An 8,948-nucleotide genomic window follows, 5' to 3' on the forward strand; every position below is an offset into this window, starting at 1 on the left:
CACCATCATCATTGAGGAGCATCGTGTCGACTTCCCAACTCTCTGTCCAGCTCTACTCGGTACGGGAGCCGCTCACCGCGGATCGTGCCGCAGCGCTGCAGCGCCTGACCGAGATCGGTTTCCGCCAGGCTGAGCCGTTCGGCTTCGGTCCCGGCGTCAGCCTGCAGGACATCCACGATGCCGGCCTCGCCACCCCGAGCGCGCACGGCAAGGTCATCGCCGACGACATCGACCTGTCGGCGGCCTTCGGCGCGGCGGCGGAGCAGGGCGTGCAGGTCCTCATCGACCCAGCCATCGCCGAAGAGCGCTTCGCCACGGCGGAGACGGTCGCTTCGATCGCCGACGAGCTGAACGCCGCGGCGGCGGTCGCCGCCGGTCACGGAGTCCAGGTGGGCTACCACAACCACTGGTGGGAGCTCGAGGGCGACGTCGCGGGCACCAGCCCGCTCGAGCACCTCGCCGCGCTCACCGACCCGGCCGTCGTGTTCGAGGTCGACACCTACTGGGTCGAGGTCGGCGGACGCCGCGCGGTCGACGTCCTCGGTGCGATCGGCGATCGTGTGCGCTTCATCCACGTCAAGGACGGCGACGCCTCCCGCGACACGCTGAAGCAGCTGCCCGCGGGCGCCGGGGTCGTCCCGGTGCTCGACATCCTCGCCGCGGCACCGCAGGCCCTCCGCGTCGTCGAGTTCGACGCGTTCGACGGCGACATCTTCCAGGGGCTCGAGCAGAGCTTCACGTACCTCACCACGAACGGAGTCCAGGCATGAGCAACAGCACCGGAACGGTCGGTGTCGGCCTCATCGGCGCCGGCGTCATCAGCGACCAGTACCTCAGCAATATGGTCACCTTCCCCGACCTCGAGGTCCGGTTCGTCGCGGACCTCGACCTCGAGCGGGCGAAGACGCAGGCCGAGAAGTACGGGGTGCCCGGCCACGGCTCGGTCGCCGAACTCCTGGCCGACCCCGAGATCGAGATCGTCGTCAACCTGACGATCCCGAAGGTCCACGTCGAGGTCGCCATGCAGATCCTCGACGCCGGTAAGCACGTGTGGAGCGAGAAGCCCTTCGCGCTCGACCGTGAGAGCGGGCAGGCCCTGCTGGCCGCCGCGAAGGAGAAGGGGCTCCGCGTCGCCACGGCTCCGGACACCTTCCTCGGCGCCGGTATCCAATCCGCCCGCCGGCTCGTCGAGGCCGGTGGCATCGGCCAGCCCCTCACCGCGCTGACCCTCATGCAGAGTCCCGGCCCGGAGTCGTGGCACCCGAACCCCGACTTCCTGTTCCAGGACGGCGCCGGTCCGCTCTTCGACATCGGCCCGTACTACATCACGGCGCTCGTGCAGCTGTTCGGTCCGATCGCCCGCGTCACCGCGCTGGCTTCGCAGGCCTTCCCGCAGCGGACGATCGGATCCGGCCCGCGCGCCGGTCAGTCGTTCGATGTGACGGTGCCGACGCACGTGAGCGCCCTCTTCGAGTTCGAGAGCGGCCAGCTCGCGCAGAGCGTCTTCAGCTTCGACTCCAAGCTCGGCCGCACGCAGTTCGAGGTCGCCGGCTCGACCGGCACGCTCGTCGTCCCCGACCCGAACACCTTCGAGGGCGACCTGCTCGTCTACGGCGGTGGCGAGGAGCCCGAGTCGATCCCGTCGACCGGTCCGACGCAGGGTCGCGGAACCGGGGTGGTCGAGCTCGCCCAGGCGATCCGCGCCGGTCGTCCCGAGCGCGCCTCCGGTGAGCTCGCCTACCACGTGCTCGACGTCATGGTCTCGACGGCCGAGTCGGGCCTGAGCCGTACCTCGGTCGACGTCGTCAGCACCGTGGAGCTCGCTCCCGCGCTGCCGGAGTCGTGGACGCCGGCGGACGGCACCTTCGGAGCATGACCGTGGCCGGCCCCGGTATCGCGGTGGTGGGCGGTGGCTTCATGGCCACCGTCCACAGCCGGGCGGCCCGCGCTGCGGGTGCCCGGCTGGTCGGTGTCGTCGCCTCGACACCCGAACGCTCGCGGGAGGTCGCCGCGAGCCTCGGGTTCGAGCGTGGATACGGCTCGCTCGACGAGCTGCTGGCCGACCCCTCGGTCGACGTGGTACACGTCTGCACGCCGAACGCGCTCCACGCCGAGCAGGCACTCGCGGCCATCGCGGCGGGCAAGCACGTCGTCTGTGAGAAACCCCTCGCGACCGACGCCGCGACCGCCGAGCGTCTCGTCGCCGCCGCGGCCGAGGCCGGTGTCGTCGGCACGGTGCCGTTCGTGTACCGCTTCCACCCGCTCGTCCGGGAGGCCCGGGCGCGTGTCGCCGCCGGTGACCTCGGGACCCTGCTCACGATCAGCGGGTCCTACCTCCAGGACTGGTTGCTCGCGCAAGCCGACGACAACTGGCGGGTCGACTCGGCGGCCGGGGGCCGTTCGCGCGCCTTCGCCGACATCGGTTCGCACCTCGTCGACCTCCTCGAGTTCATCACCGGCGCGCGCATCACGGAGCTCAGTTCGACGGTCCGCACCTTCTTCGCCGAACGCGCGAACACCCCGGAGGTCACGACCGAGGACGCGGCCGCGGTCGTGATCCGGCTCGAGGGCGGCGCCATCGGCACGCTGCTCGTCTCGCAGGTCGCGCCCGGTCGGAAGAACCGGCTGCACCTCGAGGTCGCCGGGACCGAGCTCAGCATCGGTTTCGACCAGGAAGCGCCGGAGACGCTCTGGCTCGGCCGTCGGTCGGGCACGCAGGTGTTGCCGCGCGACGCCGACCAGCTGCACCCGGACGCCGCACGCCTGTCCATCGTCCCCTCGGGGCACCCGATGGGCTACCAGGACGCCTTCAACGCGTTCGTGGCCGACAGCTACGCGGCGATGGCCGGGCAGTCGCCGGACGGCTTGCCCGTCTTCGCCGACGGACTCCGCACCGCGCGCATCACCGAGGCCGTCCTCGACGCGGCCGAAACCGGCCGCTGGGAAGCGATCGCCACCTCCACCGACGACGAGCAGAGGATCACCGCATGACCGACACCACCGACAAGCAGTACGCCAGCCGCCTCCCGGTGACCCTGTTCACCGGACAGTGGGCGGATCTCCCCTTCGAAGAGGTCGCCCGCCTCGCCGCCTCCTGGGGCTACGACGGCCTCGAGATCGCGGCCTCGGGCGACCACCTCGACCTGAAGCGCGCGGATGAGGACGACGCCTACCTGCAGTCCCGCCTCGACATCCTCGACCGGCACGGCCTCGAGGTCTTCGCGATCTCGAACCACCTCACCGGCCAGGCCGTGTGCGACGACCCGATCGACTTCCGCCACCAGGCGATCGTGCGCGACTACACCTGGGGCGACGGCGACGCGGAGGGGGTGCGCCAGCGGGCGGCCGAGGACATGAAGCGGTCCGCACGGGTCGCGCGCAAGCTCGGCGTCGACACGGTCGTCGGTTTCACGGGGTCGAAGATCTGGCAGTACTCCGCGATGTTCCCGCCGGTGCCGGCCTCCGTCATCGACGCCGGGTACGAGGACTTCGCGACCCGCTGGAACCCGATCCTCGACGTCTTCGACGCCGAAGGTGTCCGCTTCGCACACGAGGTGCACCCGTCCGAGATCGCCTACGACTACTGGACGAGTGTCCGGACCCTCGAGGCGATCGACCACCGCCCGGCGTTCGGTTTCAACTGGGACCCGTCGCACATGATGTGGCAGGGTGTCGACCCGGTCGGGTTCATCGTCGAGTTCGCGAACCGGATCTACCACGTCGACTGCAAGGACACCCGGATCCGGCCGGCCACCGGTCACGCCGGCATCGTCGGCTCGCACCTGCCCTGGGGCGACCCGCGACGCGGCTGGGACTTCGTGTCGGCCGGTCACGGCGACGTGCCGTGGGAGGACGCCTTCCGTGCCCTCTCGAGCATCGGCTACGCCGGGCCGATCTCGATCGAGTGGGAGGACGCCGGCATGGACCGCCTCCACGGAGCCGAGGAGGCCGTCGGATACATCCGGAACCTGCTCTGGAAGCTGCCCGAGCAGTCCTTCGACGCGGCGTTCAGCACGCAGTAGCCCCGGACCCTGAACTGCTTCTCCGGTCACTGAGCTGCTCTTCGGTCCCTGAGCCGCCTCTTCGGTCCCTGAGCCGCCTCTTCGGTCCCTGAGCCTGTCGAAGGGCTACAACGCCTTCGCCGCCGCGACGAGCACCTGGTTGAGCGTGGGCGCGCCGGTCGCGCGGAACACCTCGGTGCCGTCGTCGGCCCTGATGATGACCGTGGGGGTGGAGCGGATGCCGTCGGCCTCCGCCTCCGCCGAACGGAAGGCGACGTCGCGCTCCTCGACGACGGCACCGGCCACGAGCGCCGGGACCTCGGCCAGGACGGCGCGAGCCTGCATGCAGGGGGCGCAGAACGCGGAGGTGTACAGGGTGAGCTTCACGTCTCGTCCAACGCGACCCGGCGGTCGACCATTCCGCTTCGGTCGCCCGATCCTGGGGGAGTTGTCAATCGTCCACGCGATCGCGGGTTGATGGACCAGGATGGGCGTCATGAGAATCGCAGTGACGGGAGGCTCGGGCAAGCTCGGGCGAACAGTGGTCGGCCATCTTCGGGAGCACGGTCACCTGGTGATCAACCTCGACCAGGCAGGGGAGCGGGGTGACGGCTTCGTCCGTATTGACCTGCGTGATGCGGGCCAAGTGTTCGACGCCCTCACCGGCGTGGACGAGCAGGCGCCGGACGGGTTCGACGCGGTCGTCCACCTGAGCGCCATCCCCGCGCCGGGGCTCTCGACGAACACGGCGACCTTCCAGAACAACATCCTCAGCACCTACAACGTGTTCAACGCCGCTATCAAGGCCGGCATCACGAACATCGTCACGGCGTCGAGCGAGACCGTCCTCGGGCTGCCGTTCGACACCCCGCCGCCCTACATCCCCGTCGACGAGGCCTACTCGGCGCGACCCGAGTCGACGTACTCGCTCTCGAAGCACCTCGAGGAGCAGCTGGCGATCGAGCTCACGCGGTGGCACCCCGAGCTCAAGATCATCGCCCTCCGCTTCTCCAACGTGATGGACGAGGCCGACTACGCGGCGTTCCCGTCGTTCGACGCCGACGCCACCCTCCGCAAGTGGAACCTCTGGGGCTACATCGACGGCCGTGACGGCGCGCAGGCCGTGCGGCTCGCGCTCGAGCACCAGGCCACCGGGTTCGACCGGTTCATCATCGCTGCGGCCGACACGGTCATGTCGCGCGACAACGTCGAGCTCGTCGCGGAGGTCTTCCCGGACGTGCCCGTCAACGGCGACATCGCCGGCAACGGCACGCTGCTCTCGATCGACCACGCCCGCGAGGTCCTCGGGTACGACCCGAAGCACAGCTGGCGCTGACCCGTTCTCAGGAGTTCCTCGGCGCGTCGCTCGCTCGCGAGCCCGGCGCTCCGGAGGACTCCTGAGAAAGGGACTTCAGAGGGCGCCGTTGAGCTTCGCGAGGAGTTCCGCGAGCCGCCGCACCTCGGCCTCGTCCCAGGACGAGAGCTGCTGGTAGAGCATCGCCTGGTCGTTGGCCCGTGTCGACTCCATCCGGCGCTCGCCCTCGGCGGTCGCGACGACGAGGCTCGCACGACCGTCCTCGGGGTCCGGCGTCCTCGTCACGAGGCCGAGCGTTTCCAGTTGGTGGATGAGGCGGCTCACCGCGCTCTTGTCCGTCGCGAGCATCTCGGCCAGGGCACCGGCGCGGATCGCTCCGGAGCGCGAGACCATGCTGAGCAGCTTGTAGCCGGCCGGCTGGAGTCCGGGGGAGATCCGCTCGGCGCGGTCGCGGATGCCGTTGCGGATGCGGTTGACGAGGAGGGCGAACTGCTCCTCCACGGCACCGATCGCGAGGTCGTGCGCGGTGCCGGCCGCTGCGTCGTCGGCAGCGGCCGGCCCGGCCTGGGCGTCGTGATCGATGGACATCGTTCGCATTGTACGGACTAGCGGCCGTGGCGGGGGCTGTGTGCCTCGGCCTCTGAGCCGCTGTCGGCGTCGGCGGTCTCGTCCCGTCCTCGCTCGAGTCGGGTGTCCGCCTCGCCACCGATCATGGCCTCGGCCACGTCGAGCGCACCGGTCGCGAACGACTGGGTCGACGTGGACGCGGTGGTCGTCGTGACGGAACCGGTGGCCGCGCCGACGAGGGCCGGCTCCCCGGCGCCCTGCTCGGCCATGCGCTGCACGGCGTTCTTCGACCCGAGCTTCTTGTTCGGCAGGAAGATCACGGCGATGATCGTCAGGATCGCGAGTGGTGCGGCGACGAGGAAGATGTCGGCCACCGCGTCACCGTAGACGGACTCGATGATGGTCCGCACCGACTCGGGCAGCGTGCTCACCTTCGGGATCGTGCCGCTCGAGAGCGTCTCGGCGATCTTGGCGCCGGGAGCACCGAGGGCGACGATGGCCGCCTGCAGGTCGTCCTGTCGGTCGGACAGCATGTCGGTGACCTTCGTCGCGAGCACCGAGCCCATGACCGAGACGCCGATCGTGCCGCCGAGGCTGCGGAAGAACGCGACACCCGCGCTCGCCGTGCCCAGCTGCTGCGGCAGGACGTCGTTCTGCACCACGAGCACGAGGTTCTGCATGACCATGCCGACACCGGCGCCGAGGACGAACATGTACACGGAGACGAGCAGGTAGTTCGAGTCGTAGTGGATCGTGCTCATGAGGAACAGGCCGACGGTGAGGAGGATCGAACCCACGATGAGGTACGGCTTCCAGTGGCCGAAGCGGGAGATGAACTGCCCGACCACGATGGAGGCGATCAGAAGGCCGCCGATCATCGGGAGCGTCAGCAGGCCCGACTCGGTCGGCGTCGCTCCACGCGCCAGCTGCATGTACTGGCTGAGGAACACCGAGGTGCCGAACATCGCCACACCCACCGAGATGCTCGCGACGACCGCGAGGGTGAAGGTGCGGTTCTTGAACAGCGACATCGGGATGATCGGCTCGTCGACCTTGATCTCGACGATGACCGCGGCGGCGAGCAGGAGGACGGAGATGCCCACCATGACGAGCGTCGTGAAGCTCGCCCACTCGAACTGCGTCCCCGCCAGGGTGACCCAGATGAGCAGCAGCGAGACGCCGCCGGCGATGAGGGCGGCGCCCAGGTAGTCGATCTTGACCTTGCCGACGTTCCGCTTCGGGAGGTGGAGCGTGCGCTGCAGGAGGAAGATCGCGGCGATCGCGAATGGGACGCCGACGAAGAAGTTCCAGCGCCAGCCGAGCGAGTCGGTGAGGAGGCCGCCGAAGAGCGGGCCGCCGACCGTGCCGACCGCCATGACCGCACCGAAGAGGCCCATGTACCGCCCACGCTCACGCGGGCTGATGATGTCGGCCATGATGATCTGGCTGAGCGCCGTGAGACCACCGGCGCCGAGGCCTTGCAGGACGCGGAAGCCGATGAGCGTGCCGGTGTCCTGCGAGAAGCCCGCGAGCGCCGAGCCGAGGACGAAGATCCCGAGCGCCAGCTGGATGAGCAGCTTGCGGTTGAAGAGGTCGGCGAACTTGCCCCAGATGGGCGTCGAGACGGTGGTGGCGAGCAACGTGGCCGTGACGACCCAGGTGAACGCCGTCTGGTCGCCGTTCAGGTCGGAGATGATCCGGGGGAGGGAGGTCGAGACGACGGTTCCGGCGAGGATCGACACGAACATGCCGAGGAGGAGGCCGGAGAGGGCCTCGAGCACCTGGCGATGCGTCATGCCGTTGTCCGCGCGAGCGGGCGTGGCTGGTGAAGAAGTGGTGTGTGACATGGGCTCCGCGATCGTGATGACGTCAGCTAGTTGATATGCGTCAACTATATGAGAAGTAGTTGATCAGTGTCAACCAATCGCGATGGCGGGGTATTCCCATGGCCCTTCGACAGGCTCAGGGACCGGGGAGGGGCGCGTCGGGGAGCGGGCGGGTGACTCAGGGACCGGGGCGGGGTGGCTCGGGGAGCGGATGGAGCCGCTCCCCGAGCCTGCAGAGGGGCCGGTCAGCGCCGAGCCGTGACGTCCTTGAGCTTCCCGTTCGCGATGTGCAGACGACGCTCGGCGCGCTTGGCGACCGCGGTGTCGTGCGTCACCACGACGACCGTGAGCCCGCGGTCTCGCCACAGGCCCTCGAGGAGGTCCATGATCTCGTCGCGGGTCTCCTCGTCGAGGTTGCCGGTCGGTTCGTCGGCGAGCAGCACCTCGGGCTCCTTGACGAGCGCACGGGCGATCGCGACCCGCTGCTGCTGCCCGCCCGACAGCTCAGCCGGGAGGTGCGAACCCCGCTCGGCGAGTCCGACGGACGCGAGCGCCGCCCGTGCCCTGGTCTCGCGTTCGGCCCGCGGGGTGCCGATCGGCACCAGGGCCATCTCGACGTTCTCCTGTGCCGTGAGCGTCGGGATGAGGTTGAAGCCCTGGAACACGAAGCCGATCTCCGTGGCGCGGATCCTGCCGAGCTTCGTCTCGCTGAGCGTCGAGAGGTCGTCGCCGGCGAGGGAGATGCTGCCGGCGGTCGGTCGGTCCAGCGCGCCGAGCATCTGGAGGAGCGTCGACTTGCCGCCGCCGGTCGGGCCCTGGATGGCGACGAGCTGTCCATCGGGGATCTCGAGGTCGACGCCGTCGAGCGCCGTGACGGAGCGCTTGGCCTGGCGGTACTGCTTGGTGAGGCCGGTGATCGTGTACATGGGGTCCTTCGTTCTGCTGGCTGGAGTGAGGAGTGGGACCGCCGGGTGGTCGCGGGGGAGACGACCACCCGGCGGCGTCTGGTGCGTCGCCTAGGCGACGGAGCGGAGCGCCTCGGCCGGGCGCAGTCGTGAGGCGCGCCACCCGCCGATGGCACCGGCGAGCAGCCCGCCGAGGATGGCGATCCCGACGGCGATGACGATGATCCACGCGGTCACGGGGGCCTGGAGGACGATGTCGGTGGTGGTCGCGGCCGCAGCGCCCGGGGCACCGCCGAACGCACCGGCCGCTCCCGCCGCCGCGTCCGACGGCATG

Annotated in this window: 9 protein-coding genes and 1 pseudogene; 5 read left to right on the forward strand and 5 right to left on the reverse strand. The window is 69.7% G+C overall.

Features of this window, described 5'->3' with window-relative positions; genetic code table 11:
* The first annotated feature begins 23 nt into the window (after window positions 1–23).
* From IFT89_RS11880 to IFT89_RS11895, 4 genes are read left to right on the forward strand one after another with little or no spacing between them, the layout of a single operon-like run.
* Window positions 24–770, forward strand: coding sequence for a sugar phosphate isomerase/epimerase family protein (locus IFT89_RS11880; protein ID WP_079706711.1), 747 nt, complete (start codon window positions 24–26; stop codon window positions 768–770).
* Window positions 767–1,876: a Gfo/Idh/MocA family protein gene (locus tag IFT89_RS11885; RefSeq protein WP_202939063.1), complete on the forward strand. Its 1,110-nt coding sequence runs from the start codon at window positions 767–769 to the stop codon at window positions 1,874–1,876. Before IFT89_RS11880 ends, IFT89_RS11885 begins: the two co-directional genes overlap by 4 nt.
* The gene (locus tag IFT89_RS11890) at window positions 1,873–2,991 is read left to right on the forward strand and encodes a Gfo/Idh/MocA family protein (protein WP_124767347.1); all 1,119 of its coding nucleotides are present in this window, start codon (window positions 1,873–1,875) and stop codon (window positions 2,989–2,991) included. Before IFT89_RS11885 ends, IFT89_RS11890 begins: the two co-directional genes overlap by 4 nt.
* Entirely contained in the window at window positions 2,988–4,022 is a 1,035-nt protein-coding gene (locus IFT89_RS11895) for a sugar phosphate isomerase/epimerase family protein (protein ID WP_202939064.1), read from the forward strand. The genes IFT89_RS11890 and IFT89_RS11895 overlap by 4 nt, the downstream gene beginning before the upstream one ends.
* A gap of 105 nt (window positions 4,023–4,127) precedes the next feature.
* On the opposite strand, the gene IFT89_RS11900 is transcribed toward IFT89_RS11895, so the two are convergent.
* Window positions 4,128–4,388 (reverse strand): thioredoxin, encoded by a 261-nt coding sequence (locus IFT89_RS11900; RefSeq protein ID WP_192019064.1) that lies wholly within the window; start codon window positions 4,386–4,388, stop codon window positions 4,128–4,130.
* Window positions 4,389–4,497: 109 nt separating this feature from the next.
* Here IFT89_RS11900 and IFT89_RS11905 point away from each other — a divergent pair, with 109 nt between their 5' ends.
* Entirely contained in the window at window positions 4,498–5,337 is an 840-nt protein-coding gene (locus tag IFT89_RS11905) for an NAD-dependent epimerase/dehydratase family protein (RefSeq protein WP_202939065.1), read from the forward strand.
* Between the two features lie 75 nt (window positions 5,338–5,412).
* Here IFT89_RS11905 and IFT89_RS11910 read toward each other — a convergent pair whose 3' ends face one another.
* From IFT89_RS11910 to IFT89_RS11925, 4 genes and pseudogenes are all read right to left on the reverse strand, one after another.
* The gene (locus tag IFT89_RS11910) at window positions 5,413–5,904 is read right to left on the reverse strand and encodes a MarR family winged helix-turn-helix transcriptional regulator (protein WP_158596512.1); all 492 of its coding nucleotides are present in this window, start codon (window positions 5,902–5,904) and stop codon (window positions 5,413–5,415) included.
* Between the two features lie 17 nt (window positions 5,905–5,921).
* Window positions 5,922–7,679 carry an MDR family MFS transporter gene (locus tag IFT89_RS11915; protein ID WP_194645719.1) on the reverse strand — a complete coding sequence of 586 codons (1,758 nt, stop codon included), beginning with the start codon at window positions 7,677–7,679 and terminating at the stop codon, window positions 5,922–5,924.
* Window positions 7,680–7,954: 275 nt separating this feature from the next.
* Window positions 7,955–8,635: an ABC transporter ATP-binding protein gene (locus IFT89_RS11920; RefSeq protein WP_138945153.1), complete on the reverse strand. Its 681-nt coding sequence runs from the start codon at window positions 8,633–8,635 to the stop codon at window positions 7,955–7,957.
* A 90-nt stretch (window positions 8,636–8,725) separates the two neighbouring features.
* Window positions 8,726–8,948: pseudogene (locus tag IFT89_RS11925) on the reverse strand (ABC transporter permease); the annotation flags it as partial.

This window comes from Plantibacter sp. CFBP 13570 (genome assembly GCF_014841395.1).
Classification (GTDB): domain Bacteria; phylum Actinomycetota; class Actinomycetes; order Actinomycetales; family Microbacteriaceae; genus Plantibacter; species Plantibacter auratus.

What these genes read in the sequence shown, in the direction of transcription:
- IFT89_RS11895 (WP_202939064.1), top strand. Translation starts at nt 2,988, where the DNA reads ATGACCGACACCACCGACAAGCAGTACGCCAGCCGCCTCCCGGTGACC.
- IFT89_RS11885 (WP_202939063.1), top strand. Translation starts at nt 767, where the DNA reads ATGAGCAACAGCACCGGAACGGTCGGTGTCGGCCTCATCGGCGCCGGC.
- IFT89_RS11905 (WP_202939065.1), top strand. Translation starts at nt 4,498, where the DNA reads ATGAGAATCGCAGTGACGGGAGGCTCGGGCAAGCTCGGGCGAACAGTG.
- IFT89_RS11910 (WP_158596512.1), bottom strand. Translation starts at nt 5,904, where the DNA reads ATGTCCATCGATCACGACGCCCAGGCCGGGCCGGCCGCTGCCGACGAC.
- IFT89_RS11915 (WP_194645719.1), bottom strand. Translation starts at nt 7,679, where the DNA reads ATGACGCATCGCCAGGTGCTCGAGGCCCTCTCCGGCCTCCTCCTCGGC.
- IFT89_RS11920 (WP_138945153.1), bottom strand. Translation starts at nt 8,635, where the DNA reads ATGTACACGATCACCGGCCTCACCAAGCAGTACCGCCAGGCCAAGCGC.
- IFT89_RS11890 (WP_124767347.1), top strand. Translation starts at nt 1,873, where the DNA reads ATGACCGTGGCCGGCCCCGGTATCGCGGTGGTGGGCGGTGGCTTCATG.